26 protein-coding genes are annotated in these 26998 nt (G+C 46.7%); 10 read left to right on the forward strand and 16 right to left on the reverse strand.

Going from position 1 to position 26998, the window contains the following annotated elements:
• The first annotated feature begins 1 nt into the window (after window position 1).
• Window positions 2-1030: a PorP/SprF family type IX secretion system membrane protein gene (locus BLU98_RS12400; protein WP_092724521.1), complete on the forward strand. Its 1029-nt coding sequence runs from the start codon at window positions 2-4 to the stop codon at window positions 1028-1030.
• A gap of 3 nt (window positions 1031-1033) precedes the next feature.
• On the opposite strand, the gene BLU98_RS12405 is transcribed toward BLU98_RS12400, so the two are convergent.
• The 4 genes from BLU98_RS12405 to BLU98_RS12420 form a co-directional block, all read right to left on the reverse strand.
• Complete coding sequence (locus BLU98_RS12405) at window positions 1034-2767, reverse strand: M56 family metallopeptidase (RefSeq protein WP_092724523.1); 1734 nt, start codon at window positions 2765-2767, stop codon at window positions 1034-1036.
• A gap of 5 nt (window positions 2768-2772) precedes the next feature.
• The gene (locus tag BLU98_RS12410; protein WP_092724525.1) at window positions 2773-3156 is read right to left on the reverse strand and encodes a BlaI/MecI/CopY family transcriptional regulator; all 384 of its coding nucleotides are present in this window, start codon (window positions 3154-3156) and stop codon (window positions 2773-2775) included.
• Window positions 3157-3451: 295 nt separating this feature from the next.
• On the reverse strand, window positions 3452-5662 hold the full coding sequence (locus BLU98_RS12415) for a sodium-translocating pyrophosphatase (protein ID WP_092724527.1): 2211 nt from the start codon (window positions 5660-5662) through the stop codon (window positions 3452-3454).
• A 62-nt stretch (window positions 5663-5724) separates the two neighbouring features.
• Entirely contained in the window at window positions 5725-6963 is a 1239-nt protein-coding gene (locus BLU98_RS12420) for a serine hydrolase domain-containing protein (protein WP_092724529.1), read from the reverse strand.
• A gap of 115 nt (window positions 6964-7078) precedes the next feature.
• On the opposite strand from BLU98_RS12420, the gene serA reads away from it, so the two are divergent.
• On the forward strand, window positions 7079-8317 hold the full coding sequence (serA, locus tag BLU98_RS12425; RefSeq protein ID WP_092724589.1) for a phosphoglycerate dehydrogenase: 1239 nt from the start codon (window positions 7079-7081) through the stop codon (window positions 8315-8317).
• Between the two features lie 79 nt (window positions 8318-8396).
• Here serA and BLU98_RS12430 read toward each other — a convergent pair whose 3' ends face one another.
• The 4 genes from BLU98_RS12430 to BLU98_RS12445 form a co-directional block, all read right to left on the reverse strand.
• Window positions 8397-9911 (reverse strand): bifunctional metallophosphatase/5'-nucleotidase, encoded by a 1515-nt coding sequence (locus BLU98_RS12430; RefSeq protein WP_092724531.1) that lies wholly within the window; start codon window positions 9909-9911, stop codon window positions 8397-8399.
• A 34-nt stretch (window positions 9912-9945) separates the two neighbouring features.
• Window positions 9946-10464: a HEAT-like fold family protein gene (locus tag BLU98_RS12435; protein WP_092724533.1), complete on the reverse strand. Its 519-nt coding sequence runs from the start codon at window positions 10462-10464 to the stop codon at window positions 9946-9948.
• Window positions 10461-11168 (reverse strand): copper homeostasis protein CutC, encoded by a 708-nt coding sequence (locus BLU98_RS12440; protein ID WP_092724535.1) that lies wholly within the window; start codon window positions 11166-11168, stop codon window positions 10461-10463. The genes BLU98_RS12435 and BLU98_RS12440 overlap by 4 nt, the downstream gene beginning before the upstream one ends.
• Before the next feature lie 95 nt (window positions 11169-11263).
• Window positions 11264-11581: a peptidase associated/transthyretin-like domain-containing protein gene (locus BLU98_RS12445; RefSeq protein WP_092724537.1), complete on the reverse strand. Its 318-nt coding sequence runs from the start codon at window positions 11579-11581 to the stop codon at window positions 11264-11266.
• A 182-nt stretch (window positions 11582-11763) separates the two neighbouring features.
• Here BLU98_RS12445 and BLU98_RS12450 point away from each other — a divergent pair, with 182 nt between their 5' ends.
• Both BLU98_RS12450 and BLU98_RS12455 read left to right on the forward strand, forming a co-directional pair.
• The gene (locus tag BLU98_RS12450) at window positions 11764-13146 is read left to right on the forward strand and encodes a glycosyltransferase (protein ID WP_092724539.1); all 1383 of its coding nucleotides are present in this window, start codon (window positions 11764-11766) and stop codon (window positions 13144-13146) included.
• 35 nt (window positions 13147-13181) lie between these two features.
• On the forward strand, window positions 13182-13967 hold the full coding sequence (locus BLU98_RS12455; protein ID WP_257574961.1) for a universal stress protein: 786 nt from the start codon (window positions 13182-13184) through the stop codon (window positions 13965-13967).
• Between the two features lie 11 nt (window positions 13968-13978).
• On the opposite strand, the gene BLU98_RS12460 is transcribed toward BLU98_RS12455, so the two are convergent.
• The 7 genes from BLU98_RS12460 to BLU98_RS12490 all read right to left on the reverse strand — a co-directional run bounded on the left by BLU98_RS12460 (window position 13979) and on the right by BLU98_RS12490 (window position 19955).
• Window positions 13979-14998: an isoaspartyl peptidase/L-asparaginase family protein gene (locus BLU98_RS12460; RefSeq protein WP_092724541.1), complete on the reverse strand. Its 1020-nt coding sequence runs from the start codon at window positions 14996-14998 to the stop codon at window positions 13979-13981.
• Between the two features lie 14 nt (window positions 14999-15012).
• A complete protein-coding gene (locus tag BLU98_RS12465; RefSeq protein ID WP_092724543.1) occupies window positions 15013-15318 on the reverse strand; it encodes a phosphoribosylpyrophosphate synthetase in 306 nt (101 codons plus the stop codon).
• 27 nt (window positions 15319-15345) lie between these two features.
• Entirely contained in the window at window positions 15346-16419 is a 1074-nt protein-coding gene (locus BLU98_RS12470; protein WP_092724545.1) for a phosphotransferase enzyme family protein, read from the reverse strand.
• An 85-nt stretch (window positions 16420-16504) separates the two neighbouring features.
• On the reverse strand, window positions 16505-17524 hold the full coding sequence (locus tag BLU98_RS12475) for a LacI family DNA-binding transcriptional regulator (RefSeq protein ID WP_092724547.1): 1020 nt from the start codon (window positions 17522-17524) through the stop codon (window positions 16505-16507).
• Window positions 17525-17592: 68 nt separating this feature from the next.
• Complete coding sequence (locus BLU98_RS12480; RefSeq protein WP_092724549.1) at window positions 17593-18048, reverse strand: RES family NAD+ phosphorylase; 456 nt, start codon at window positions 18046-18048, stop codon at window positions 17593-17595.
• Window positions 18049-18062: 14 nt separating this feature from the next.
• Complete coding sequence (locus tag BLU98_RS12485) at window positions 18063-18575, reverse strand: Xre family toxin-antitoxin system antitoxin (RefSeq protein WP_257574962.1); 513 nt, start codon at window positions 18573-18575, stop codon at window positions 18063-18065.
• 42 nt (window positions 18576-18617) lie between these two features.
• Window positions 18618-19955, reverse strand: coding sequence for an MATE family efflux transporter (locus tag BLU98_RS12490; protein ID WP_092724554.1), 1338 nt, complete (start codon window positions 19953-19955; stop codon window positions 18618-18620).
• 59 nt (window positions 19956-20014) lie between these two features.
• On the opposite strand from BLU98_RS12490, the gene BLU98_RS12495 reads away from it, so the two are divergent.
• From BLU98_RS12495 to rnr, 6 genes are read left to right on the forward strand one after another with little or no spacing between them, the layout of a single operon-like run.
• Window positions 20015-20872 (forward strand): DUF3822 family protein, encoded by an 858-nt coding sequence (locus BLU98_RS12495; RefSeq protein WP_092724556.1) that lies wholly within the window; start codon window positions 20015-20017, stop codon window positions 20870-20872.
• Window positions 20853-21392 (forward strand): RsmD family RNA methyltransferase, encoded by a 540-nt coding sequence (locus tag BLU98_RS12500; RefSeq protein WP_026773141.1) that lies wholly within the window; start codon window positions 20853-20855, stop codon window positions 21390-21392. The genes BLU98_RS12495 and BLU98_RS12500 overlap by 20 nt, the downstream gene beginning before the upstream one ends.
• Window positions 21393-21394: 2 nt before the next feature.
• Entirely contained in the window at window positions 21395-22051 is a 657-nt protein-coding gene (gene bioD, locus BLU98_RS12505) for a dethiobiotin synthase (protein WP_092724558.1), read from the forward strand.
• The gene (locus BLU98_RS12510; protein ID WP_092724560.1) at window positions 22048-22617 is read left to right on the forward strand and encodes a 5-formyltetrahydrofolate cyclo-ligase; all 570 of its coding nucleotides are present in this window, start codon (window positions 22048-22050) and stop codon (window positions 22615-22617) included. The genes bioD and BLU98_RS12510 overlap by 4 nt, the downstream gene beginning before the upstream one ends.
• A complete protein-coding gene (lpxK, locus tag BLU98_RS12515; protein WP_092724562.1) occupies window positions 22607-23692 on the forward strand; it encodes a tetraacyldisaccharide 4'-kinase in 1086 nt (361 codons plus the stop codon). The genes BLU98_RS12510 and lpxK overlap by 11 nt, the downstream gene beginning before the upstream one ends.
• 2 nt (window positions 23693-23694) lie before the next feature.
• Complete coding sequence (rnr, locus tag BLU98_RS12520) at window positions 23695-25698, forward strand: ribonuclease R (RefSeq protein WP_092724564.1); 2004 nt, start codon at window positions 23695-23697, stop codon at window positions 25696-25698.
• Here the strand turns inward: rnr and BLU98_RS12525 are convergent.
• The gene (locus BLU98_RS12525) at window positions 25682-26992 is read right to left on the reverse strand and encodes a saccharopine dehydrogenase family protein (RefSeq protein ID WP_092724566.1); all 1311 of its coding nucleotides are present in this window, start codon (window positions 26990-26992) and stop codon (window positions 25682-25684) included. The two genes, rnr and BLU98_RS12525, sit on opposite strands and share 17 nt — an antisense overlap.
• Between the last annotated feature and the right edge of the window lie 6 nt (window positions 26993-26998).

Here is a 26998-nt window from a genome sequence, read left to right on the forward strand (position 1 = left end):
CATGAACGGGAAAAAGCTATTTGTATTGATGAGTATGGTTTGTTGCATGGCTGCTGCCAGGGCCCAGCAAAGGCCTTATTATACGCAGTACATCATGAACAATTACATCATCAATCCTGCCGTCGCGGGTATTGAAAATTATTGGGATGTAAAAGCGAGTCACCGCATGCAATGGGTGGGATTGCAGGATGCGCCGGTGACTACTTATCTCACCATACAGGGGCCGCTTACGAAAAGCGATTACGACAGGGAGACTGCCACCAGCTTTCATGCCAGTGGAGAGAATCCGCGCGGCCCTGCTTACTGGCGCGATTACGTCGCTGCCGAGCCGCATCATGGAATAGGATTTACCTTGCTCAATGATAAAACGGGACCGCTGAACCGCTTTGCCGCTTATGGCACTTACGCTTACCATATAGGTCTTTCTCCGCACACGAATATTGCCGGCGGTGTTTCTGTAGGCTTTACCAATATGAGTCTGGACGCGAGCAAACTGAATTTCGGTACTACTACGGTTGATCCGGCAGTAGCCGGCAGCGGCCAGATCAACCGCATCAAACCAGATATCAGTGCAGGACTGTGGTTGTATTCGAGAGATTATTTCCTGGGCATCGCGGTACAACAGATCGTTCCGCAGCAGATCGCTTTTTCCGATAATCGTGTTTACCTGGACCAGGGGAAGTTATTGCCGCATTTGTTTTTCAGTGCCGGTTATCGCATGCAGTTTTCAGACGATATCAGTTTCCTGCCTTCGGCATTGGTTCGTTATGTAACGCCTTTGCCACTTGGGTTTGATATCAATTTCAAATTGCAGTACCAGGACCTGATCTGGCTGGGCGGCTCTTTCCGTTATAAAGATGGTTATGCGGCCATGACGGGCATCAACCTCAACCACAGCATCAATATCGGTTATTCTTACGACCTGCAAACTTCGCAACTGAATACGGTGAGCAAGGGAACCCACGAAATAATGATCGGATTTTTATTGGGTAACCACTACGGCGATTGGTGTCCGCGGCATTTATGGTGATCTTCAGAGATCTTCCATGATGATGGCTGTTGAGCTTTTATTATCGGCGGCCTTATCCTTAAGGATCACTTGCTTTTCTTTCCTGTTCTTATCGGATGCAAATATGATTTCGGGGATCTTTATTTGCTGTAAAGTAACAGACACCAGTTTATCGAGGTTCAGTTTCTCCAGTTCTTTGAGGGCCAGTGCCATTTCATGTTGCATTTTGGCTGCTTCAGGTGACTGACTGAATTTTTCCTCCTGCTGAGACAGTTGAATGCATAAATCTTTGCGCGCTTTCTCGATGTCTTCCTTCATTTTCCGGAAAGTACGGTCAAGTTCTTCTTTCTTTGGAATATTACGGATGGATGCGAAGATCGCAGCGGTATCCACAACATTGTTGATCTGCTTTGTCCATGAAGCAGCTTTGGCCATTTCCCTGGATGCGGCTCCCTGTTGTATATTACTCAGTTGAAGCTGCTGATTGAGTTGCTGTGCAGCGGTTTCCAATGCAGCTGAAACCACCGGTGCAACGGCTACCACTTCTTTTGAAGAAGATTGTATTTCCAGGGCAGCCGCTTCCATGTCTTTCCTTATTTTCTTTTTCAATGGCTCGGAAAGAAAGAATACCGGGTTGAAAAGCGGGTTGTTTACCTGTATGGCCACCGGCTCAGCCGCAATGGGTTGCAAGGGGGCTTGCGGTGCTTTAACAAACGCCTTGCTGCCGGTTGAAGATTGTGTAAAGCCTTTATTCGGATTGAACCAGGCAATGGATGCGAGCAGGAGGGTTACCATACCAAAAGCCAGCAATTGCCTGCGATAATTGAAGCGGTTTTCCTGCGGGTCGATCATGCGTTTGATGCGGCCCAACAAATCGTGTTTGGGATTAGCGGCAGCCATCGCAAAAGCGGCGGGTACCGTTTGCAAACGTGCTATTTGTAATAATGCCTCTGCATAAGAAGCGGCATTGTACTGGAACTGAAGCACCCAATCGTCGCAGCTGTTCTCTCTTTCTTTGCGTATCTGTTTGCTCAATAATTGGGTGAAAGGGTTGAAGAAAAGACTGATCTCCACAATCGATAAAATGATATTGAGCAGGTAATCGTAACGTTTGATATGCGCCATTTCGTGCAGGATCACTGCTTCGAGTTGTTCTGCGCTGAGGTGGTTGATACTCGCAACCGGAATCAATATCAGCGGTTTGAGAAAACCAATGGTAAGCGGGGTATGAATAGTTTCCGACAGGAATACCTGAACTTTTCTTTTGATGCCCAATTGTAATGCGAGGTCGGACGTGAAGATGCGCCACTGTGCGGGCATTTTACTGAGACCTGTGTTGCGGATCAGTTGCGTTTTGCGATAACCGATGACCCAACGAATGCATAAGAAACACATGAGCACCAGGTAGGCAACCGATAAATAGGGGAGCCATTGCTCGGCTTTGATCAATGCAGCAATAAAAAGGGAAGGTATACTACTGTCTTTGTTCAGCATTACCTGTTGCCAGCGGTCTGTATTCGACGGCACCTGTGCGGCCATATTGTTACAGAGGGTTGTATAAAACTGCAAAGTAACCAGGAACCATACCAGTATCAACAACTGCGAGGCCACAGCCAGCTTGTACCGGTTGGCAGCATTGAGTCTGAGCACGCTGTTCAGCAACACAAATACCAACCACACCAATGCAGCCTGCCATAAACTGTTGGCAATAGCATAACCCAATGCCTGCAGAAAAGGAGATTGAAAGAGGTGTTGCATAAGCACTATTGTTTTTTAAGATTGTCCAGCATTTTCTGAATTTCTTCGAGTTCTTCTTTACTGGGCGCGTGATTGCCCAAGGCCTGCATTACCAGTTGGGTAGAAGAACCGCCAAACAAGGAATGGATCATTTTCCCCACAAATTGCTGTTGTGTATTCTCACGCGATATATTGGCGCGATAGATATGCGTCTTACTGCTGTCGTCGCGCTTTACAATGCCTTTTTCGAACATGATCTGCATGAGTTTGAGCGTGGTGGTATAGCCCGAGTCTTTGTGTTCGGCCAGTACTTCATGCACTTCTCTTACGGTGGCGGCGCCCTTATCCCATAATACCCTCAATATTTCCAGCTCGCTTTCGGTGGGCTTGATATTCTTTGAAACAGCCATTTGTACGATTTTATTCGTAAGCAATATACGACCTCATTCGTAAAAAAGGGTATAAAATTTCGTTAAACGGCTAAATACCGGTATCAAGATCTGATTATATTGGGATGGGGCTAAAATTTTAAAATGCTGTCAACTGATAATTTGAACTGCGGCCTCCTCCTTGGTCTTGTCTTAAAATACCTTTTTAAATAGTATTCGCCGCAGTTTTAGCTTTTGTGTGATATTGCTGAAATGGCCTGACGCAAAAAAGCCGCAACATTGGTATGCTACGGCTTTTCTGTTGAACGGGAATATTTTATTTGAGTGCTACAGTGTTGTTATGCTGTGTAACTGCTTTTGGTGTAGTTACTTGTTTAACAGCAGTAGTAGCAGGCTGCTCTGCATCGGATTTATGCAATTGCGCCAGGGTAGGAGCAATTACCAATGATACGATCGACATCAGTTTGATGAGGATGTTCATAGAAGGCCCGGAGGTATCTTTGAAAGGATCACCCACAGTATCTCCGGTAACAGATGCTTTATGCGGCTCTGATTTTTTATAGTGTGTTTCGCCGTTGATCTCTACGCCTTTCTCGAAAGATTTTTTAGCGTTGTCCCATGCACCACCGGCATTGTTCTGGAACATACCCATCAACACACCGCTTACAGTAGCGCCTGCCAGGAAACCGCCCAATGGCTCGGGGCCCAACAGGAAACCAATGATCAAAGGAGATATGATGGCGATAGCGCCGGGCAACATCATTTTTTTGATGGATGCCTCGGTAGAAATGGCCACACATTTATCGTATTCAGGCTTGCCTGTTCCTTCCATGATTCCTTTGATGGTGCGGAACTGCCGGCGTACTTCTTCCACCATGGCCATAGCGGCTTGTCCAACTGCGCGGATGGCTAATGAAGAGAAGATGAAGGGTATCATGGCTCCCACAAAAAGAGAGGCCAGCACTTTCGCCTTATAAATATCAATACCCTTGATGCCCGCTACACCTACGAAAGCGGCAAACAGGGCCAGGGCAGTCAATGCAGCTGAAGCAATGGCAAAACCTTTACCGGTGGCCGCGGTAGTATTACCAACTGCATCGAGCACATCAGTCTTTTCACGCACATCTTTGGGCAGCTCGCTCATTTCGGCGATACCACCGGCATTATCGGCAATCGGACCAAAAGCGTCGATGGCCAGTTGCATGGCGGTAGTAGCCATCATACCGGCAGCGGCAATGGCCACACCGTATAAACCGGCGCATTCATAAGAGCCCCAAATACCACCTGCCAGCACCAAAATGGGTAAGCAGGTAGACTCCATACCTACAGCCAGACCTCCAATCACATTGGTAGCGTGACCGGTTGAAGACTGGCGGATGATAGATGTTACCGGGCGTTTGCCCATGGCAGTATAATATTCAGTAATGATACTCATTAAAGTACCCACAGCCAGACCTACTACGATGGCACCCAGTACCCCGTCGCGGGTAAAAGCGTGTCCGCGTAAAGTCATGTTTTCAGGCAGGATATAATAAACAAGACCCGCACAGGCAATGGCAGTGAGGACGATCGATCCCCAGTTACCCATGTTCAGGGCTTTCTGTACGCTGGAAGTATTGATGCCCGCTGTATCGCTGATGCGTACAAAGAATGTTCCGATAATAGAGAACAAAATACCCACACCTGCAATCAGCATAGGCAGCAGGATGGGAGCGTATCCGCTAAAATTATCGGTTGATATGGTTTCCTGTCCCAGTACCATGGTAGCCAGCACAGTAGCTACATAAGATCCGAACAGGTCGGCGCCCATACCAGCCACATCACCCACATTATCGCCTACATTATCGGCAATGGTAGCGGGGTTGCGGGGGTCGTCTTCGGGGATGCCTGCTTCTACTTTACCAACCAGGTCGGCGCCCACATCGGCCGCCTTGGTATAGATACCGCCGCCTACGCGTGCAAACAGGGCAATGGATTCTGCACCCAATGAAAAGCCGGTAAGCACTTCAATGGTACGCAACATATCTTCAGAATTGGCCGCAGCGCCGGGAGCAAAAGTTTGTTTCAGGATGAGGTATACAGCGCCCAGTCCTAATACAGCCAAACCGGCAACGCCCAACCCCATCACCGCACCGCCTGTAAACGATACATTCAGCGCTTTGGATAAACTGGTGCGGGCAGCCTGGGCTGTGCGCACATTGGCCTTGGTAGCGGCTTTCATGCCTATATAACCGGCCACGGCGCTACAAACGGCGCCCAGTACAAAGGCCAGGGCAATAGACCAGTGTGAATGGGGATTGCTGCTGGCCATCACGCCCAGCAGTATGGCTACAATGATGACGAAATAAGTCAGGATTTTCCACTCCGCTTTCAGGAAGGCCATGGCCCCTTCGGCAATATAAGTGCTGATCTCTTTCATGCGGTCATTACCCGCATCCTGCTTTGAAACCCAATTGAATTTAAAGAAAGTGTAGAGAAGGCCCACAACTCCCATCGCCGGAACGGCATAAAACAAGGCATTGTCCATAATAGGTTTTAGTCTGGTTTGGTAGTGTTTATTGAAAAGTCAGCAAAAATAGGGGTTAACCGCTATTGTTCCAATACTGTAGTATCGGCATGGCCTGTGAATACGGAGCTCATTTTGCCCGCCCGCCAGATGGCCGGGTTGAATTTATTGCCCAGGATGATCACGGTGGCGCTGTCGTGCACCAGGCGTTTGAACACGGCGTTGTTCCCGTGCCACCATCCATTATGGTAAACGATGGTAGGTTCGGATGGGTTTACCAACAGGTGCCAGCCCAGCCCATAATTCTTTATGCCCCTGTGTTCATTGCTGTAAGGCTGGTAGGCTTTCTCCAGTGTAGGGAGGCTTACCAGCGTGCCCTGGTACAGCGACTGGTCCCACGCGAGAAGATCCCGCACCGTGCTGTACACATTTTTATCGCCATAAACACAATCCAGTTTTTCGAGCGGGTAAGGGCGTCGGCCAGGTGTATAAGATGGGGTATAGTTACCGGTGTCTTTGATATTAAATACATAGGTATTCTTCATCCCCAATGGCGTAAATACACTGTCTTGCATGTATTGAGGGAAGGGGATAGAAGTAATCTTTTCCACGATCAGGGCCAGCATGGCATAATTGGTATTGCAGTAGCTATAACGCCTGTTGGGTAAGGCTTCTATAGGCGGCCGGTTATTGATCATGTATTGCAATACGATTTCATTGGTAGCGAAACCGGTTAGCTGTGGCGCTATTTTAAAACTGCGGTAACGCGTGACCCATTTGCCGCGCCTGTTTTTAACGCGATAAGGCTCCGTGCGCACATCGGTCATGAAATGATCGTACTTGGGCAGTCCGCTCCGGTGGGAGAGCAGGTCTTTAATCGTAATGCCGCTGTATGGGAAGTTCGGAAGGTATTTCTCTACATAATCATCGAGTGACAGCTTGCCCTGTTCCATCAACCGCAGTATCACGGTGGCGGTAAAGGTTTTAGAGACCGATGCCAGGTGGAAGGGCGTATTGGGGGTGATGCTGTCGCCTGTTTTGAAATTGATGAGGCCATGGTAATCTTCGAACACCACTTCTCCGTTCTTGGCCAGCAGGATACTGCCATTGAAGCCGGTGCGCAGCAGGAGTGAGCGGTACAGGGGCTCTATGGCATTGGCATAATATTCTTTTTCCTTATTGGTGAGCGGTTTGAAATGATTGGTGGGAACAACAGTATGAACATGCCCGGTATCTCCTCCAACTGCAGGTTCTTTAGCAGCAGGAGAGCCACAGGCCATCATCAACGTGGAAAGAAGTGCAATGACCATCGTACGCAACATTAGATTCTAAAATTTACACTAAAGCCGCAAATATAGCCTCCGCCGAGGCTCCGGCCAACTTCCGTGGAAAATTATCCGTATGGTAGTCACAGAAATAACATTTATTTTCGCGAACATGAACAAGCAAGCAAGCACCAGTTATCCCAAAGAAAAAATTAATATTCTCTTCCTGGAAAACATTAGCGACAAAGCGGTAGCACAGTTCAAACAAAATGGTTATGTGAATGTACGCAAACTCACCGGCGCTCTGAGCGAAGAAGACCTGATCAGAGAGATCAAAGACGTTCACCTGATTGGCATCCGCTCCAAAACACGCATTACATCCAAAGTATTGGAAGCGGCCAAGAAATTACAGGCCATCGGCTGTTTTTGCATTGGCGTGAACCAGGTTGACCTCAAAGCGGCTACGAAGGCCGGCGTGGTGGTATTCAATGCACCCTATAGCAATACCAGGAGCGTGGCGGAACTGGTTATCGGTGCCAGCATCCTGCTTATCCGCCGTATACCCGATAAGAACAAGGCGGCACACGAAGGCATCTGGATGAAAGATGCAAAAGGCAGTTATGAATTACGCGGTAAAACGCTGGGTATTGTAGGTTATGGTAATATCGGTTCGCAACTGAGTGTGCTGGCGGAAGCGCTGGGTATGAAAGTGCGTTTTTACGATACCGAAACAAAGCTGCCATTAGGTAATGCAGAGGCTGCCAAGAGCCTGAAAGAACTGGTGGCTAATTCAGATATCATTTCATTGCATGTTCCCGATACAACACTGACACGCAACCTGATCAATAAAAACGTCATCAAGAATTTCAAAAAAGGTTCCATACTCATCAACTATGCAAGGGGAGAAGTGGTAGACCTGAAAGCGCTCAGCGTAGCCATCCAGGAAGGAGATATCAAAGGCGCTGCCATTGATGTGTATCCCTGGGAACCCGAAAAGAATGGTGATCGTTTTGAATCGCCCATGCAGGGATTGCCCAATGTGATCCTCACACCGCATATCGGTGGTTCTACTGAAGAAGCGCAGGAGAATATTGGTGAAGATGTGAGCCTGAAATTATTCCAATACCTCGAAAGGGGCATCACCAACGGATCGCATACAGTGCCCGCCATCGGATTGCCCCCGGTGGAAGGATCGCATCGGATCCTGCATATCCATAACAACGTGCCGGGTGTGTTGAGCGCTATCAATACTGCACTGTCTAAGAATAACATCAACATAGTGGGACAATACCTCAAGACCAATGATGAAATTGGCTATGTGGTATTGGACATCGATAAGAAATTATCCAGGCAGGCGCTTGAATTGCTGCGCGGTGTAAAAGAGACCATCAAAGTACGGATGCTATATTAAATGGCTGATTTATGATTTGACCATTTCTGATTTGATTTGCAGATTTTGATATTTATACATTAAATCAGAAATGGTCAAATCATAAATCAGAAATGTTTAGATGTTGTAATGCATCAATGACTACGCGGCGGATATCTGATAAAAGGTTATCCGCCGTGTTGTATTTGGTAATGTTGATGATATCAGGATTACCTTCCTTGAAATATTCAAGTCCTTTTTCTGCGCCAGTGGTTAAAAATTCTAGTGTGCGGATGGTATAGGTTTTTTCCGGGTGAATGGTTTTTTTGTTGATCTGCCAGTTGTTATCCTGGTAAAACAGGTTTTTACTCATTTGCAGGAAGCCGCCCAGGTCCAGGCGATCATTGTTGCTTTGCAATATCTTCAATAACAGGCTTCCTTTCATTTGTACATCGCATACCACGCCGCCAAAAGGTAATATCCGTACAATATCCATTTCATTGATGGGGCCCTGCACCATATCATCGATGCGGATGGAACCACTGTTTAAAATAGCGGCATCTGCATGCGGTTGAGACAATAACATACTTTCCGTAATGAGGGTACCCAGGTTGGTTTGGTGATAACGGATGGCCGATTCCAGTCCATTCAGCGGTGTGGTAACAACAGCCAACTGGTGTGTGGGATTGATGCCATTTTTGATATACGAGTTGTATATCCTGTCTTCCCATTTTTTTACCTGCGCTATTGCAGCGGTATCGGCTGTGATGCTGCTGTCGAGCGCTATCAGCGTGCTTTGTATCTGCAGGTTGCCATTGCCGTCTTTATAAATCAGGTGTTTGTAAATTGTTTTGGCGTTGGCATCCGCTTTGGCTACAAAGCGGTCTTCTACGGGTACGTACATGTGCTGGTGTTCATGTCCGCCCAGGATACCCCTTATGGCAGGCAGTTGCCTGAGCAGGGTACTATCGGCCTTATAAGATAAATGGGTAAGTCCGAGTATGCAATTCACCTGCTCATCCGTTAAGGCCGCGATCTCGCGCGATACGGCTGCATCGGACGATTCATACTGAACAAAATGCTGCTGGTTGGCATCAATGGTAAGTGCGAAGAACCCGATGCGAAGGTTGCTGAGTGGCGACCATACGATGTGTTGCACAAAAGGCACTTGCAAACCACGTAGGTTTTTATAAAAAGGAGATAGCTTATTCAGGCTGTCTTTGTACTGCACATTGGAACTGATCCAAAGGAATTGTGATTCGTTGATCCTTTTTTGCAAAGCCGCATAGGGAATATCGAATTCATGGTTACCGAATGTAACCATGTCAATACCCACGGTATTCATCAGGTCTACCATTTGAGCGCCGTTCACACGTTCGCCGTTTAGCTTGGCGGTGCCCATCACAGAGGGACTTAAAAAATCGCCAGCTAATACAGCGAGGGTGGGGTATTTTTTCCTGGCATCGGCGATCACAGATGCTACGCGGGGCATGCCGCCTTTACGGCCGCCTTCGAGCGGACCGATCTCATACACATCGTTGAGTTGAATGATACAGGCTGTATCTGTTGATACCTGCGCTTGACCTTTGATGATGGGAAATGATAGGATTAGTACACTGATCAGCAATCGTTTCATGCGGTTGATTTCTATTTTAAATGTACTGAATTTGTTACGGCCGTTGCAATGCCGTTAAAATCTTTTTTCCCCGCACGCGAAAAGCGGCTGTTTCTGTTTCCCATCTTTCTTCAATAATAGTTTTCAACTCTTGCCTGATCTCCGGGTATATTTTGGAAAGCCTAAAAAGGGTAGTGAGGGAAAATGCTTTGATGGCTACCGGAGTGGCAGGTGTTTCAATGAATGTGAAACAGCTATTCATGATCTCGCCATGAAAAGCTTCGGGTAATTCAATCTCCTGCAAAATGCGTACGGCATTCCTGGTAACGGCGGGATGCGCCTGCTTGTTCTGCAATTGCTGTACGAGCAGGCCAATATAAGGTTTGATCATTTCAGGCTTCATACGGGCTGCCCAGCTAACGCTCCATGCAGCGCGTTGTGAAAGACGGTAATGGTCTTCCGTGAAGCACAACATCAGTTGTTTGAAATTTTGTTTGGAAGCGCAGGCGTATTGCGCAATGCGTAAAGCATGTTCTTTGGAATGCTCTTTCAGTATTTCTTCCCTGATGTTCACAAAGCAGCCAGCATTTTTTTGATCTCTGTAGTATCTACGATCGTGTTCTGCAAATTTTCCTGCATGCTTTTAGTTTGAAATTGCATGCCGGAAGGAGTCAACATCCTTGCGGATGAATGTAATTCCATTGCACCGGTAAAATCGGCCAGGGCTTTGATGTTGCTGCTGCGCACACCACTGCCGGGCATGATGATGATGCGGTCATCTGCTTTTTCTACCAACTGTTTGATCAACTCGCGGCCATCCCAGGCATTGGGTACCTGTCCGCTCGTTAAGATGCGATTGCATCCGCATGCAATGATGTCTTCCAAAGCCTGCAAAGGATGAGCAGCACGATCGAATGCCCGGTGAAAAGTAACTTCCATCGGGTAAGCCAGGTCAACCAGTTTTTTTGTCCGCTCTTTATCGATGCTTCCATCTGCATGCAACAAACCAATGACCACTCCGTCAAAGCCCAACTCTTTACAGAGTTGTACATCTTTGCAGATCACTTCGTATTCCGCATCGTTGTATAAAAAATCACCGCCACGCGGACGAATGATCGGAAAAACAGGAATGGAAATTTTTTCTCTTACTGTTTTCAAAGTGCCATAAGAGGGTGTAGTACCTCCATCGTATGGGTTCTCGCATAATTCAAGGCGGTGTGCGCCGGCTGCAGCGGCCAGTAAAGCAGATTGAATATTAAAGACAGCGATTTCAAGCATGAAGGAGTTGTTAGATGTCAGTTGTTAGTTGTTAGAGATTGCCAAGATAAACAAGTTCTTCTAACAACTAACAACTGGCAACTAACATCTCACTGCTACTGGCTCAATTTTATTTCACCAACATCAACAGTACCTCCATCGGTTACTTGAATTCCGTCTTTTGACGTATTTTTGAAGGGAGGTTTGGCTTCGATAATGAGTTTGTAAAGCCCGGGCTTTACATCGGCAATTTCGAATGCACCTTGACTTACATTAGCCTTGAGCGTATCTGTAGCAGATAAAACCCAGGCTCTTACACCCGCTTCGGGTGGGGCGACCGTTCCTTTAACGGTTCCGCCAAAGAATGGCTTAAAAGCAAATAATCCGGCTGTGATCACAGCGATGGCCAACAGGCTCAGTTTTTTGTTTTTCATGGCGTGGTAAATTTTTGGATGACAAAGGGATATATAGCCCAACTATCATGCCGCCGGAGGAAGCAATTTGATAAAAAAAATAAAAAAATAATGCTCGTATATTCTGATTGTGGTATATGTTTTGAAGCGCTACCCGCGAAATGTTAGACCTGAAAAGGCATTCACGCATAAAAATGGAAATTATGGTTACAGTAGTCATTCCTGCTTTGAATGAGGCAAATACAATCCGGCAGGTAATTCAATTTTGTAAACAAGAGCGGCATGTAGATGAAGTGATTGTGATAGACGATACTTCAGAAGATGATACTGCTGAAATTGCAAAAGAAGCTGGCGCTATTGTGTTGAAAAGTGCGGCCAGGGGGAAAGGCATCTCCATGAAAGAAGGTGTTGATGCCGCGAAACATGAGATCATTGTGTTCCTGGATGGCGACATTGATCCTTATCCCATTGATACCATTGATGCATTGACCGCTCCGCTGATTGCAGATGAAGCCGATTTTGTAAAGGGTGGTTTTAGTCGCAATGCAGGCAGGGTTACCGAGTTGGTAGCAAAGCCCTTGCTGGCTATTTTTTTTCCGGCCCTGTCGTCTTTTGCCCAGCCACTGAGCGGTATGATCGCAGGAAAAAAACAGTTCTTTAAAAAACTGGAGTTCTTCAATGATTATGGAGTGGATATTGGCATATTACTCGATATGTACCTGATGAAAGCGAGGATACAGGAAGTAAACATCGGTTACATCGAGAACAAGAGTAAGTCATGGGAAGGACTTGGCAAGATGAGTAAGGAAGTGGCCAAGGCCATCATCAGCAAAGCCAGGGAAGAAGACAGTTCCGCAACGGCTACAAGCCAGGATGTGGCTACGATTGAAGAGATCAACAATGCAATGCATGAGGCATTACAGGAAAATCTTGCTGAGCACAAACGCCTGGCTGTATTCGATGTGGATGATACGGTGCTGACCGACCGTTTCATTGATGTTTGTGCGCGGGAATATGGTTTCACAGCGAAACTTGAGGACCTCCGGCAGCATGAAAAAGATCCTTTAATCCTCACAAAACGTATAGGCTTGCTGTTGAAAGGAATAAGCATGGACGCTTTATTGAATACAATTCATGGCATAAAAATGGTTGAAGATTTCAAGGAAACTGTCCGGGGGTTGAAAGAGAAGGGGTACCTGGTTGGGCTCATTAGTCACGGCTACACCCTTGTTACCAATTATATAATAAAGAATGTGGATGCGGATTTCGCCGTTGCCAACCAGTTGGAATTCTTCGAGGGAAAAGCAACAGGAGAGGTGAATATGCCATCGAGTTATTTCGCTTCTCCGGACAGTATATGCGGACATGCATTTTGTAAAACCAATGCGTTGCAGTATGTGTGTGAGAAATTTAATGTGCAGTTCCGTAATTGCATCGCGGTGGGAGATAGTGTGGATGATCTATGCATGATCGGGCACGCCGGAATGGGAGTGGCTTTCTGTGCGAAGGAAAAGCTGCTGGAAAAAGTAGCGGCGAAAGTCATCCGGGAAAAGAGTTTCAGGTCATTATTCGAGTTCGTAAAATAACAAACAACTATTTCATCACCCTTAAAAACTACCTTATGACAAACAGTCTGTATAACATACTCGTGCCGGTAGATTTTACCAGTAAGAACGAGTGGGCTATTGCCAAGGCCATTGAACTTTCCAATTCATTGCACTGCAATGTTCATTTGGTGCATGTGCTGAATGGCGACGAACCAAAGCTGGCCGGTGAGCGTCTGTTGACGATGAAGGAGCATTACAAGGACCATCTATGCGGAGAAGGTAGTATGGAGATCAGTATGCTTCATGGAAATCCGTATCAGCAATTATCGGATTACATCACGCATTTCCAGATGGATCTGGTGATCGTAGGGTTGTCGCGATTCAATTTTTTTGAACGGGTGTTGTCTTCTGTTTCCATCAGCCGCTTATCCCGCAAGGCGAATGTGCCGGTATTGGCGGTAAGGGCGAGTGGATTGGTACACCACTTCAAGAAAATCATATTACCGTTGAATGACCATATTCCTTTGAGTCGTATCAAGCTGGCCGCTTTGCTGGGAAGACATTTTAAATCTACCATCTACCTGGTATCGCTCCGGAAAAAGAGCACAGGCGAATACAACCTGCCGGTACTGAACGAAACACTGAATGTGATCCAGAGCATCACTACCATACCAGTGCAATCGATCATACTGGAAGGAAAAAACCTGGCTACCAGCACGCTTAATTTTGCCGGCAGGATCAATGCCGACCTGATCATGATCAATCCGATCAAGGATTTCTGCATGCCGGGATTCTGGAACAGGCTTACCAGGAAATTAATGTCTTATCATTCAAGGATGCCGGTACTGACGATGGATTAAGCCACACAGTATTATAAAATATACTTGCCGTCTACCAGGAAATTCTTGTCATCTGCATAACATACGGCGAAATTGAATCCTTTCTGGATACAATAGCCGCCGTATTCACCGCGCTTGTTGATGGCAATGAATCCAACCTGTATCTCTTTGGCTTTGGCTCCTTTGATCCTGATGATGCGTTCTACTGCTTTCTTGCAGGCGTTTTCGGGAGACAATCCCTGGCGCATCAATTCAACTACGAGGTGGGTGCCGCAAATACGTATCACGTCTTCACCCTGGCCGGTGGCCGTGGCGGCGCCTACTTCGTTATCAACATACAATCCTGCACCAATGATGGGAGAGTCGCCCAGGCGGCCTCGCATTTTAAAAGCCATGCCGCTGGTGGTACAACTGCCGCTGAGGTTGCCTTGTGCGTCCATGGCTACCATGCCAATGGTATCGTGGTTCCAGTCGCCATTCTCCAAACGAGTGGGTACTACGGCTGCAGTGGATTTTTTTGAATTCTCAATGTTGATGACGGGCTTGTATTCGCTTTTCTTCAACCAGTTTTCATAAGATTTTTTAGCATCATCGGAAAGCTTATCAAGTTCCAACGGAAAACCTTCGGCAACAGCAAATTGTTGTGCGCCTTCGCCTACCAGCATTACATGCGGTGTTTTTTCCATTACACGCCTTGCTACGGAGATGGGATGTTTGATACGCTCGAGAAAAGCAACACTGCCGCAGTTGGCGTGTTCATCCATGATACACGCATCGAGGGTCACATGACCGTCGCGGTCGGGGTTGGCACCCAACCCTACGCAGCAATTCAAAGATGATTCCGTTACCATTACGCCTTGTTCTACGGCATCAAGCGCACGGCCTCCATTGCGCAATACTTTCCAGGCGGCTTTATTGGCTTCGATACCTGCATCCCAGGTAGAGATCACGATGGGCTTACGCGAAGCGGTGGGCATACTACGGAAGGATGAAAATGAAAAAGCAGAGAGCCCGAGTGAACCCAATTGCAAAAAACGTCTTCTATGTAACATGATAAAGGGATGTATTAGTGATGCACTTTTAATTTTTGGATCATGCTGTCGCTGATGGGATCTGCATAAACGCCATAAGCGCTTACCAGCACACCTTTCATTGTAGCGTCTTTCGATTCGATGAGATAAAGAATACTGGAATCATCCGGATTGGTAAAACCTTCAAACCGGTAAAACTCAACAATTTCAAATTGAGAAGGGTTGAGGCTGGCGCCTGTGTTTTTGCATTTCAACGCATCGAATTCCAGGTTGAAATCGGTAGTGTATCCTCTTTTTTTAGCATCATTCAATGCTTCCACGAGGGTGTCGTAAGCAGGCATGTGCAGATTTTGCGGAAAGGTACGGAATTATCCCTGCGTTTGCAGGTAGGATTTCGATATTACAAAATCACTGAACAATTTTTCTTTCAATAATAGTTGCTGCAACAAAGTTACCTGGTTGACGGCGCGATTGAAATTATGACCTTCGTAGCGGGCGCCGTAATAAACATCGTTGTTCAGGTGATCTATGAGGAAGCGGATGGCCTGCATATAGATCATGTATTTACCTGCAAATACGAAATGATCGATTTCTGTTGTCGTCATTTCATCCTGCATTTCACCCAGGTAGCCGCTGGCGATGGCATAAAAGAATTCATCACGAATGATGATCTTTTCCAGATCAGCCTCTTCTTCACTGGCGGGCGAAAGGTAGGTGCGCATCATATCGCCCACATCGCTGATGAAATAACCGGGCATCACGGTGTCCAGGTCAATCACGCAAAGCCCTTTGCCTTCTGTATTAAACAATACATTGCTGATCTTGGTATCGTGGTGCGTTACACGCAGTTTGAACAATTTTTGTGAAGTATATGTTTCATAAGCTTTCACGATCCCGTGCTGTGACTGGAGGAAATCGATGAGTTCCCGGCTCTGCCTGATCCTTTGAGGGTTGCCCTGTTCAATGGCTTGCTCCAGTTGTTTGTAACGTAAAGTGAGGTTGTGAAAATCACGGATGGTCATGTGCAGGGATGATGTATCGAAATCTCTCAACAACCTGGTGAACCTTCCGAATTGTTGTGCAGCTTCAAATGCCAGCTGAGGCGTTGAAACAGTATCATAGGTTTGCGAAGCGGGGACAAAGGGAAGCAACCGGTAACAATCGTTTTCATACAGTACGTAACCGGCTCCGGTTGTCAAGGTCTTAACCGGTTTTACGAAGAGATAGCCCGGGTGGTAGGCATCAAAATAATCGGCCAGCGCGCCGATATTCTCACTGATGTGCACAGGGTTGCTGAATACCTGGCCGTTGATCTTTTGTAAGATGTATTCTTGTGTGTCATCCACCACCTTCCAGGTACGGTTGATCAAACCGGTTCCGAAAGGGAGCACCCTGCAATGGGTATCGGCAAGGCCATATTGTGCTAAAATGGTTGCAAGCATAGTTGTGGGTCAGCTTGATAAAACTGCCGCTTCAAAAATAAAAGGGATTGGTGCAAGAAAACTCATTCAAACGTTTGCGTTATTTTCAGGGCTCTATCAATTCCAGGCGACTTTCAAGTTCTGTTTGAAAGAATTGCCCCTTTTGTTTGAGCTCTTCTCCGCGGGTAAGCAGTTGCAGCATGATTTCCATGGCTTTTTCACCTTGTTCGCGTGGAAACTGTTCTACAGATGCCAGCGGTGGTGTATCGAGATAATGGGTGATAGGCAGGTTGGCGCAACTGACAAAAGAAAGATCCTGGTTGATCTTTTTATTATGCCTGCGGGCATAACGGATGGCATCCAGGGCCACGTAATCGTTGAAAGTGATAATAGCCGTTGGCGGATTCTTCAATGCCAGCAACTGTTTCATGGCATCTTCCGTTCCGCCGGTAGAAAGATCGGTGGATACCACCAGTCCCATATCTATCTTGATCTTCTTGGCATGCAGCGCTGCGGTATATCCTTCCATGCGTTCTTTGGTAGCCAGCAAGGAGGAAGGCCCGTTGATGAGTGCAATGCGTTTGTGTCCTTTTTTGATTAAGAATTGCACGGCCTGTGAAATACCCGGACGCAGGTTGCAACTCACATAGTGCGCAGTTTTCTGTGGAGGAATGCGATCGAAGAATACAACAGGAATATTGTATTTATCCAACTGGTTGAAATGTTCAAAGTCTTTGCTGTCCTTCGCCAGGGAAATGATCAATCCGTCTACCCGGTGGTCTTTCATGGTAGCGGTGATCCGCTTCTCCAGCTCGGGCAGGTCGTGCGACTGACCCATTAGCACATTATAACTGTGTTTCAGAGCAGTTTGTTCGATGCCGGTGATAGCCATGGAGAAAAACTCTTCCGACAAATTAGGCAGGATGACACCGATGGTGAATGTCTTGCCCTGCTTAAAGAAAATAGCGGTTTTGTTGGGCTCGTAATTGAGTTCCTGCGCCAGTTGATGCACCTGTGTACGGGTACGCAGGCCGATACTCGGGTGGTCATGCAAGGCTCGTGAGACCGTTGATACGGAAACATTGAGTCTGCGGGCAATTTCTTTAAGCGTGGCTGGTTTGGTCATGGCAATGATTTGAAACGCAGGCGTAAAGTTAACACAATATGAACATTGCTGCATTTTTCAGCCGCTCTTTACAGCCGTTTGTCTATCTCCAACCGGTACACATCTTTTACTTTCACCAGGTCGTAATAACGCGGATACCTGGGATTCAATATATAATTGTAAGCAGTGGGCATTACAGCCGAACGTACTTTGATGCCAATATATTCATTCGATTCAAGTATCCGGTCGCCCAGTGTCTTCAGTGCAATATTGCCAGGCAGGCGCCAGCTTTTGGGGAGTCTTTTGTCGGGATAAGCGAGTATGGGAGCCTTGTCATCTATTTCAATCCTGGTAACATACATATCCGGTGGCAGTTCCGTTTCCTGCACATGAACCAGTACTTCCAGCAGGGCAAGCGCTTCGTGCTCGCTGGTATATAAAGCAAATACACCTTCATTGTTCCACCGGCCGCCTTCATAAAAGGCGCCGGTGCCTGAAAGATCGGTTGTTCTTTTTTTGCTTTTTACAATACGGTAAACAAACATAAACGACCACCGGATTAAGTGTAAATGCCTTCTTCCAACCTACCCAGGATACGGTTAACCGTTCTGATGCCGGTAGGGGTATTCAGGTACTGGAATGGCGTAAAACCATCTAATGACCTGTTCTTTTTTTGTAACCAGTGGTTGAATTTCTCACGGCTTTCAAAGAGCGATAAACCTCTTGCCACTGTGCTGGCGAGTTCTATGGAGAGGGAAGAGGTTAAGGCATCTAACACATCTGTGGTTCTTTTTCTGCTCAGTGTTTTATAGGAGACATTTAAAAGAGGCGCCATTTCTTTCATGGGTACATCCATCACTTCAGCCAGGTTCATGACAGCGCGTTTGGGAATGCCTTTATCTGTTGCTTTTACAAAGTCGTTCATTGACAAGGGGGCAGATAATGAGCTGCCTCCCAGGATATCCCATGCGATAAGATTAGCCGAACTCCTTTTTTTCACTGCCTGCTCCAGTTGATCGAGTAATTTCCGGGAGCTGCGTTTTTTTGGGGTAAGAACAACACTCGTATCCATAGTGGACATTTTTCCCAAATTTAGTGGAATTTTGTCTTTTTATCAAATTTTCCTTGTTTTCCAACGACCGCTATGCATATACCAGAATGAAGGGATCAACAGCGTGGACCAGTAAATCACTTCACTGGCCCATCCCCAGGTGATGGGAAGATTGAGTTTCTCGAGCACTATGTAGTTATAGGTGCAGTACAAAATGATTGCAGCAGTTTCTGTTGCCAGGTTCATTTTCGAATTGCCGGTGCCGGTAACCGCATTCAGCCAGATCACAGAAACAGACATCAGCACCAACGCAAATGATACAATCCGCAAAACAGGAATAGCCGCCTGGATAAAATCTTCGCCCTGTCCGTAAATAGACAAACAGGCATGCGGGAACAGGTTTAAGAATACACAAACAATCAGCGCGAATCCCACGCTCCATTTAATCAATTTATGGATCAATTCTATTACCCGGTGGTGTATATCCTGGCCAATGATATTACTAACCATAGTATTGGTAGTGGCAGCAAAAGCCCAGGTGAAACATCCAAAGAATCCAAAAATGTTCCGCATAGTATTCGATACGGCCAGGGCCTGGTCGCCATGATGCTCTATCAGAATATAAAAGAATTCCCAACTGGTAATACTGATGGTATGCTGCAATATCAGCGGCGAAGATTGTTTCAGGATCAGTTTTGTATTAGCCGCATCAAACCCCCAACTGCGAAAAAGTTGTAATTGCCGGCTGATCCCTTTTGCATGGATAACGATGAAGATAACGACCAGTCCGGCTATCTCTGCAACAACCGAAGCATAAGCCGCCCCATTGAATCCAAGAGCGGGTAATCCCATCTTTCCGTAGATCAAACAATAATCCAAAAAAATATTCACTACAGCTTCCGTAGCCGTTCCAAGGATCAGGTACTTGCTTTGATTGGTTCCCACCAACAGGGCATTACGCATTTGGTATACATAAAGAAAGGGGAGGCCAATGATGCGTATATTCAGGAACTGTACCGCCATTTTTACCCCTTCTTCATCATGCAGCGACCAGTGCAACACCCTCGGAGCCACCAGCCAGGTAAGCAGGATGCCAATGGCCGCAAATACCAGGGAAATGCGTACACCTTGCCAGAACAGGTTACCAATGGCATCTATGCGGTTTTCGCCGGCGCGCCTGGAAATGAGCGCCTGTAAGCCATTATTCAGTCCATGGCCCACAACAGCAAAAATGAGATAATACACACCCGTGATTCCGGCAAGGGCCAGGGATTTTTGTCCCAGTCCGCCCAGGAAAATATTGTTGGTAATAAAATTGATCTGCGGTACCACTATAGAAGCAGATATCGGCAGGGCAATGCTCAGTATCTGGCGGTTAGTGATCTTAACCTGTAAATTCATATAAAGGCAAAGCTAACTCTTAACTTTTTTATATCATTGCATAGCAATTACACGTACAGATGGCCAGAAAGATCGTTGGTTTTTATTGTGAAGACAGTGCGGCAACTGACAAACAGTTGGTGGTAGAAATTGGCCGGCACCAATTTGCCTGCATGATTAAAAACACAGAGACGGACGAAGTGGAAGCTTTTGAATTGTTCCAGCTCGATGAAACACCGCAGGAATGGAATGATGTGTTTTATGAGATCAGGCAATACTCAACCATATTACAGCAGTTTTGCAGCAGCATCCGCCTGTTTTATAATTTCGAGGAGGCCATGCTCATGCCCGGAGAACAAAAGAATATCGTAGCGGCCGAGGATCATCTTTCTTTATTGTATGGAGAATCGGAATGGCATGAACTCAAATACGACAAAATAGGTACAAAAGATCAGCTCCTGAATGCGTACCGCATACAGCGAAGCATCCATGAACTGGCAGGACGCTATTTTCCTTCACATGAAGTGCATCATGTATATGCTCCGTTACTGGAAGATATTTTGTTGAGACACCGGCAGGACGGCAAGTTCATGAAACTGCAATTCTACAGTCACCACCTGGTACTGGTGTTGATCAACGATCAGCAATTGCAACTGGTGCAATCATTCGAATACCAGACGGCAGAGGATGTATTGTATCACATGCTGAATACAGCACAGCAATTTGCATTGTCTCCTTCATCAATACCCGTGGAAGTGAGCGGCTTTTTCGATCGCGATGGAGAACTGCACCAACGACTTGCACAACTTTTTCAAACCGTGCAACTCGACGAAATAGTGGCTGGCGACATCTTACAAAAAATAGCAGAAGCAGGTTACCCGTCTCATTACTTCACCCCGTTCTTTAAACTGGCCGATTATGAGGATCATATCAGGTAAATGGGGGGGGAGGAGGATCAATCCGCCTGCCAATATGCCGCATACCCGTCCCACTACCGATATTGCCAAGGAAGGCCTCTTCAACATATTGCAGAACCGCATGAATTTCGAAGGAGCCAAAACCCTCGACCTGTTTGGCGGAACAGGCAGCATCAGTTATGAACTGGCTTCGCGCGGCGCAGCCGATCTTACCATCATAGAGAAAGACAATGCGATGCATGCTTTCATCCGTAAGAACGTAGACACGCTGGGGGTAGCCAATTGTCGGGTATTAAAGATGGATGTATTTTCCTACCTGGATTCAGTGACTGATGGCTTTGATTTTATTTTCGCCGGACCGCCCTATGCACTCGGCACCATTGATGAGCTGCCGAAGATCATCGTTGCCAAAAAGATGATCAATGCAGGCGGTTTTTTTGTGCTGGAACATACACCCCGTAATGCCTACGAGCGTTTCGAAGGATTCAGTTTCGTGCGAAATTATGGAACCACCTTGTTTTCTTTTTTTGTTTGCTCATAGTTATGAACCCGATTTTCATTACAGGCATCGGTACCGATGTAGGAAAGACCATCGCAGCGGCTGTAGTAACAGAAGCGCTGGACGCTGATTATTGGAAACCTGTTCAGGCGGGTTATGCAACCGGGACAGACACGCTCACCGTTGGCAGCCTGGTCAGTAATCCGCAAACAACGATACACCCCGAAGTGTACAAACTGTCTACACCAGCGTCCCCGCATATTGCAGCACGCAACGAAGGGCTGACGATTGACCTGGCAACCATTCAATCAGCCGCCATCAACATAGAAAATGGTATTCAGGATAAACCTTTGGTAATAGAAGGAGCTGGCGGTTTATTGGTGCCATTGAATGAACATGAAACGGTGGCAGATATGATCCTGGCGCTGCGCGCAAAAGTAATACTGGTAAGCAGAAACTACCTGGGAAGTATCAACCATTCCCTGATGACGGCGAACTGTTGCAGAACTTACGGCATTCCCGTATTGGGATGGATATTCAACGACGATTATATGCAGTACGAGCAGGAGATCGTTGACTGGACAGGTTATCCTTCTTTAGGCGCCATACACCGCCTGGAGGAAATTAGCAGTTCAGCCATTCAAACATTAGCTTTGCAAATGAAGCCCGCATTGATGAAAGCCATCAACCGAACAACATGACCAAACAGGAACTCAGGAAAATATACAAAGCCAAACGTATAGCCGAGGATCCGAAAAAAAGGCTCCGGCTGGATGACCTGATGTTGCTGCAATTCCAGGATTTCGATTATGGGGGCATTCACAGTTTACTTACTTACTGGCCCATGGCCGAAAAAGGAGAACCCAATACGCACCTGTTCAACAGTTACCTGCGGCACTTGTTACCAGGGCTCCGGATCACGTATCCGGTAAGCGATATGCATACGCACCAGATGCAGGCGATGCTCATTGATGAAGATACGGTGTATCGTACCAATGAATGGGGTATTACAGAACCACAAAAGGGAACGATCATAGACCCGTCTGAAATAGACATGGTGCTGGTACCCATGCTTATCTGCGATGCAGAAGGATATCGCGTAGGATATGGCAAAGGCTTTTACGACCGGTACCTGGCACAATGCAGGAGCGATGTTGTTAAAATGGGATTGTCTTATTTTGAACCGGTAGCGTACATCTCAGACAGAGATCAATTTGATGTACCTTTGTCTTTCTGTATCACACCGCAACACATCTATGAATTTTAACACGATCTTTCTCAAATCATTCCGTGTTTTGCTTTTGCCGGTAGCGCTTGTATATGGTTGCATCGTGTACATACGCAACCGCCTCTTCGATAAAAATTTCCTCAAATCTGCCGACTTCAATTTTCCACTGGTATGTGTGGGTAACCTGGCGGTAGGAGGAACTGGTAAATCGCCCATGGTAGAATACCTCGTACGATTATTAAAACCCCAGTTCAAAGTAGGTACGCTGAGCAGGGGCTATAAAAGAAAGACCAGGGGCTATGCACTGGCCAATGCCAATACCACCGCCCTGGAAATAGGCGATGAACCCATGCAGTTCCACATCAAGTTCCCGGATATACCTGTTGCGGTTGGCGAAGAGCGGCTGGTGGCCATACCGCAATTATTACAGGATGCACCCTGGTTAGAAGCCATCATTCTCGACGACGCTTTCCAGCACCGTTCTGTAAAAGCAGGATTCAATATTTTATTAACGGATTACAGTAACCTGTATACACATGACTTTTTCCTTCCCACGGGCGACCTGCGCGATGAACGGTCTTCGGCCAAAAGAGCGCAGGTGATCGTGGTAACCAAATGCCCGGCCGACCTGAGCTTGGAGAAAAAGCAGAAGATCATACGCAGCCTGCATCCTGCAGAAAACCAGCGTGTGTTCTTTACCACCATTGCGTATGGTACTCCTTATCATATCTGCGACAGGAATGATGAATGGCCACTTACACAACAGGATGAGGTGTTGCTGGTGTGCGGTATTGCCAATCCCAAACCACTGAAAGATCACCTGCTGGAGTATACGCATACCTATTACCAGCAGGACTATTCAGACCACCATATTTTTTCCATCGATGACCTCAACGATATCAAAAGAAAATTCAGGGACATCCACGCAAGGGATAAACTGATCCTCACAACAGAAAAAGACGCCGTGCGCTTGTCGAAGTTCACGGAAGACCTGGCCGGCTTGCCCATGTATGTATTACCCATTCAACCCCGTTTCCTGTTTGAAGAAGGTGAACAATTTAATGCGGCGGTTACTGATTTTATCAGGAACTTTAGTCACCAGCAGATAGTATGAATATGAAGAAGAAATCAAAACAGAAGCAAAGAACGAAAACCGTATCGGTTCAACAGATCAAAGGGCGACTGGAAGTAACAAGATCGGGTATGGGTTATGTGATAGTAGAAAATGGCAGCGGGGATGTATTGGTGCGACCCGGTGATTTCAATACAGCCCTGAATGGAGATGTAGTAAGGGTAAAAGTTGTAAAAGAAAATACCCGCACCGGCAAAAAAGAAGGACGGATACTGGAAGTGGTGGAGCGCAAACAAACAGAGTTCATCGGGCACCTGCAACTCTCTACCAATTATGCTTTTTTTATTCCTGATACCGACAAGCCCATGCCGGACCTGTTCATACCCCTCACAGCAATCAACGGAGCCCAGAACAAAGACAGGGTAGTGGTGCGATTGGTGAAATGGGATAAGGAAGACAAGAAGCCGGTGGGTGAAGTGGTAAGCATCATGCATCCGGAAGATGAGAACGATGCCGCTATGAAAGAATTACTGGCGCAGGCGGGCTTCCCCTTGTTTTTTCCGGAAGATGTGTTGGAAGAATCGGAACGATTACCCGATCAACTGGCACAGGCAGAAATTGCCAAAAGAAAAGATTGCCGCGATATACTCACATTTACCATCGACCCGGTGGATGCCAAGGATTTCGACGATGCCCTGTCGATACGCCAACTCAAAAACGGGAATTATGAAATAGGTGTTCATATTGCCGATGTGAGTCATTATGTACACCCCGATTCCGAACTCGATGCAGAAGCATACAAACGCGCTACTTCTGTTTACCTGCCCGATCGTGTGAATCCGATGTTGCCGGAGCGCATCTCCAATGAATTGTGTTCGTTGCGTCCACATGAGGATAAATTCACTTTCTCCGCCATTTTTCAGATGACTACCAAAGGAGAAATCAAACAATACTGGCTGGGTAAAACAGTGATCCATTCCGATCATCGCTTTACTTACGAAGATGTGCAGGAGATCATTGAAAATAAAAAAGGATTGTACCTGGAAGAGATAGTATTGCTGAATGATATGGCCCAGCGCCTCCGCAAAAAAAGGTTCAGCAAAGGCGCCATCAATTTTTCTTCGCAGGAAGTGCGGTTCAAGCTCGATGAAAAAGGCAAGCCAATTGGTATTGTGGTGAAAGAAAGCAAGGAAGCGCACCAGTTGATAGAAGAGTTCATGCTCCTGGCCAACAGAACGGTGGCAGAAAATGTTTCCAAACTGGAAGTAAACAAAAAGCCTATTCCTTTCCCTTATCGCGTACACGACCAGCCCGATGAAGAGAAGCTGCGACCCTTCATGGATTTCGCAAGAAAATACGGACATAAGTTCAATATCAGTTCGCCAGAAGCCATTGCCAAAAGTTTCAATGAAATGCTGCACGATGTACAGGGCAAGCCCGAACAACATGTGCTGGAGCAGTTGGGTATCCGTACCATGGCCAAAGCGGTGTACACCACCGAAAACATTGGACACTATGGACTGGCATTCGAGCACTACTGTCATTTCACTTCACCCATACGCCGTTACCCAGATGTATTGGTGCACCGCGTGCTGGAATCTGTGCTGCAACAGAAACCCATCATCGATAAAAAAATGGAAGAGAAATGCAAGCACAGCAGTGAGCGGGAAAGAGCGGCCATGGAATGCGAGCGCGCCGGCAACAAATACAAACAGGTGGAATACATGCGCAATTACCTGGGCGAAACATTCGAAGGAGTAGTAAGCGGTGTAGCCAGTTTTGGTTTCTGGGTAGAAACGATCGAACATAAATGCGAAGGGCTCGTAAGCCTGGTGAGTCTCTCAGACTACGATGATTTCCGGCTGGTAGAAAGTGATTACAGTCTGGTAGGCAGAAGAAGCGGCCGCCAATTCCGGATGGGCGATAAAGTGTTGATCAAAGTAATCGCTGCTAATTTGGAAAAGCGACAGTTGGATTATGAGTGGATGATCGATGGGGGCGATGAAAAAATCAAAATTAAAAAGACAAAAATCAAAAAGAAGCGCTGAAACTGATTCCCTGCTTGGCCAGTTCAGTCAGCACCGGCTGGTAAATAGCAGGAGCGATGGGAATATGCAATCCTCTCTCCGGTATCTTACCTTCCAGCAATAAAATGGTTGCCATGCCTAGAGGTAATCCTACTGTTTTAGCCATGGCGGTATGTAAGCTGTTCTCACCTTTTACTATCAGGGAACTTTTAATAGAATTGCTCTTGCCTTTCAGTTCATAATCAATTTCATGCAACATCACGATCATGTCTTTATCCTGTGGTTGCAATGCCAGCTTTTTTTCCACTAAATATTGCATGATATCGGCAGCAGTACAATCGCCGCGATCCAGTGTTTCATCGGAGTCGAAGCCCAGGAAACGGAATTGCTCCTGCACCACCGGGTTGTTCAATGTTGCTATGGAAAAATGAAGCTGGTGATGCTGCAAGTGTTGTTGCAGGAATGTTTTATTCGTTATGCGATCGGTTGGGTAGACAATGGTTTCATCTGTCAGTTTCAATTGCACGATCCAATTCCATCCATTACAAAAATCGGGGTAACGTAGAGTGGTACGCAGAAATGTATCCACGCTGTTTAATCCATACGTATCAATATAACCCAGCGAATCGCGGTTCGGATACCATGCTAATTTACCCAGACCATCTATGTCAACTTCTTCGCAGTTGCTGAACATGTTTTGGTAAATCCGTTCTTTGGTTACACCTCCTTCACGCCATATCGCCCCGGCTTTGCCCGACAATACTACGTTGCGTGGGTTCCAACTGATCTTATAATGCCAGGGATTGTTGTCACTCTCAGGCGCTACCAGTCCGCCGCAATGTGATTTGAAACTTCTGATAGCACCACCGGCATTGCTGATCTCATGGATCAGTTGCATGGCGCTCATGTGATCGATACCGGGATCGAGTCCCATTTCGCATAAAAACAACAGGTCTTTATTGCGGATATCCTCTTCAAATGTTTTCAACTCCGGATCGATATAAGACGCAGTGAGCAGGTGTTTGCCCAATGCAAGACAATCCTTTGCCACCAATAAGTGCAGAGCAGGGGGCAGCATAGAAATCACTGCATCGGCCTCGCTGATCAGTTCATGGCGCCGTGTAAGATCTAAGATGTCAAGCTGAACAACCCGGGCATTCGGGTGCGTACCTACTTTGCCCGAAGCCAATGCAAGGTCATGATCGGCTACAGTCAGCTGCCAATTCCGATCAAAGACCTGTTCTTTCAGGTAATCGATGAGCACGGTGGCCGATTTCCCGGCGCCTAATAACAGGATATGCCTGGCTGGATTCATATCACC

Source organism: Hydrobacter penzbergensis (genome assembly GCF_900106985.1).
In the GTDB taxonomy this organism is placed as follows: Bacteria; Bacteroidota; Bacteroidia; order Chitinophagales; family Chitinophagaceae; genus Sediminibacterium; species Sediminibacterium magnilacihabitans.

Excerpts from the sequence above, each read along its gene's own strand:
- BLU98_RS12470 (WP_092724545.1), bottom strand. The coding sequence starts at position 16,419 with ATGCTTGCAACCATTTTAGCACAATATGGCCTTGCCGATACCCATTGC.
- BLU98_RS12410 (WP_092724525.1), bottom strand. The coding sequence starts at position 3,156 with ATGGCTGTTTCAAAGAATATCAAGCCCACCGAAAGCGAGCTGGAAATA.
- BLU98_RS12500 (WP_026773141.1), top strand. The coding sequence starts at position 20,853 with ATGAGGATCATATCAGGTAAATGGGGGGGGAGGAGGATCAATCCGCCT.
- BLU98_RS12405 (WP_092724523.1), bottom strand. The coding sequence starts at position 2,767 with ATGCAACACCTCTTTCAATCTCCTTTTCTGCAGGCATTGGGTTATGCT.
- lpxK (WP_092724562.1), top strand. The coding sequence starts at position 22,607 with ATGAATTTTAACACGATCTTTCTCAAATCATTCCGTGTTTTGCTTTTG.
- BLU98_RS12460 (WP_092724541.1), bottom strand. The coding sequence starts at position 14,998 with ATGTTACATAGAAGACGTTTTTTGCAATTGGGTTCACTCGGGCTCTCT.
- BLU98_RS12525 (WP_092724566.1), bottom strand. The coding sequence starts at position 26,992 with ATGAATCCAGCCAGGCATATCCTGTTATTAGGCGCCGGGAAATCGGCC.
- BLU98_RS12480 (WP_092724549.1), bottom strand. The coding sequence starts at position 18,048 with ATGTTTGTTTACCGTATTGTAAAAAGCAAAAAAAGAACAACCGATCTT.
- rnr (WP_092724564.1), top strand. The coding sequence starts at position 23,695 with ATGAAGAAGAAATCAAAACAGAAGCAAAGAACGAAAACCGTATCGGTT.
- BLU98_RS12450 (WP_092724539.1), top strand. The coding sequence starts at position 11,764 with ATGGTTACAGTAGTCATTCCTGCTTTGAATGAGGCAAATACAATCCGG.
- serA (WP_092724589.1), top strand. The coding sequence starts at position 7,079 with ATGAACAAGCAAGCAAGCACCAGTTATCCCAAAGAAAAAATTAATATT.
- BLU98_RS12430 (WP_092724531.1), bottom strand. The coding sequence starts at position 9,911 with ATGAAACGATTGCTGATCAGTGTACTAATCCTATCATTTCCCATCATC.
- BLU98_RS12495 (WP_092724556.1), top strand. The coding sequence starts at position 20,015 with ATGGCCAGAAAGATCGTTGGTTTTTATTGTGAAGACAGTGCGGCAACT.
- BLU98_RS12445 (WP_092724537.1), bottom strand. The coding sequence starts at position 11,581 with ATGAAAAACAAAAAACTGAGCCTGTTGGCCATCGCTGTGATCACAGCC.
- BLU98_RS12485 (WP_257574962.1), bottom strand. The coding sequence starts at position 18,575 with ATGGATACGAGTGTTGTTCTTACCCCAAAAAAACGCAGCTCCCGGAAA.
- BLU98_RS12440 (WP_092724535.1), bottom strand. The coding sequence starts at position 11,168 with ATGCTTGAAATCGCTGTCTTTAATATTCAATCTGCTTTACTGGCCGCT.
- bioD (WP_092724558.1), top strand. The coding sequence starts at position 21,395 with ATGAACCCGATTTTCATTACAGGCATCGGTACCGATGTAGGAAAGACC.
- BLU98_RS12415 (WP_092724527.1), bottom strand. The coding sequence starts at position 5,662 with ATGGACAATGCCTTGTTTTATGCCGTTCCGGCGATGGGAGTTGTGGGC.
- BLU98_RS12465 (WP_092724543.1), bottom strand. The coding sequence starts at position 15,318 with ATGCCTGCTTACGACACCCTCGTGGAAGCATTGAATGATGCTAAAAAA.
- BLU98_RS12490 (WP_092724554.1), bottom strand. The coding sequence starts at position 19,955 with ATGAATTTACAGGTTAAGATCACTAACCGCCAGATACTGAGCATTGCC.
- BLU98_RS12475 (WP_092724547.1), bottom strand. The coding sequence starts at position 17,524 with ATGACCAAACCAGCCACGCTTAAAGAAATTGCCCGCAGACTCAATGTT.
- BLU98_RS12455 (WP_257574961.1), top strand. The coding sequence starts at position 13,182 with ATGACAAACAGTCTGTATAACATACTCGTGCCGGTAGATTTTACCAGT.
- BLU98_RS12510 (WP_092724560.1), top strand. The coding sequence starts at position 22,048 with ATGACCAAACAGGAACTCAGGAAAATATACAAAGCCAAACGTATAGCC.
- BLU98_RS12420 (WP_092724529.1), bottom strand. The coding sequence starts at position 6,963 with ATGTTGCGTACGATGGTCATTGCACTTCTTTCCACGTTGATGATGGCC.
- BLU98_RS12400 (WP_092724521.1), top strand. The coding sequence starts at position 2 with ATGAACGGGAAAAAGCTATTTGTATTGATGAGTATGGTTTGTTGCATG.